The 255-nt window shown below is 29.4% G+C and carries 2 protein-coding genes; both read right to left on the bottom strand.

All coding sequences use genetic code 11. The annotated features are described in order from the left end of the window. The coding region (locus KGF45_RS20595; RefSeq protein ID WP_227830529.1) for a helix-turn-helix domain-containing protein at positions 1–67 on the bottom strand (67 nt) is incomplete at its 3' end. Positions 68–74: 7 nt separating this feature from the next. Next, positions 75–255 (bottom strand): IS200/IS605 family transposase (tnpA, locus tag KGF45_RS19875; RefSeq protein ID WP_227830528.1); only part of this gene is annotated, 181 nt, incomplete at its 5' end.

Genomic DNA, 255 nt, shown 5'->3' with positions numbered 1-255 from the left:
AAGTTTTAGCAAAATATTCTTTTTGTTCGCTATTTGGATATAATCTATATTTATATGCTCTTAGCATATTATCCCTACTTTCCTTGATTTTCTATGTATTGTTTTACAACATCCAATGGAGCTCCACAAGTTGTTACTAGACAATAACTTTTGCTCCAAAAGTATTCTTTCCATAAGGACTTACGAATACTTGGAAATTCATTCTTTATTCTTCTACTTGATGCTGATTTATAAGCATTTAGCAGTTTAGATATC

Origin of the sequence: Clostridioides sp. ZZV14-6154, assembly GCF_020657785.1 — a bacterium.
Taxonomy (GTDB): domain Bacteria; phylum Bacillota; class Clostridia; order Peptostreptococcales; family Peptostreptococcaceae; genus Clostridioides.
This window is presented reverse-complemented; position numbering and strand designations above follow the sequence as displayed.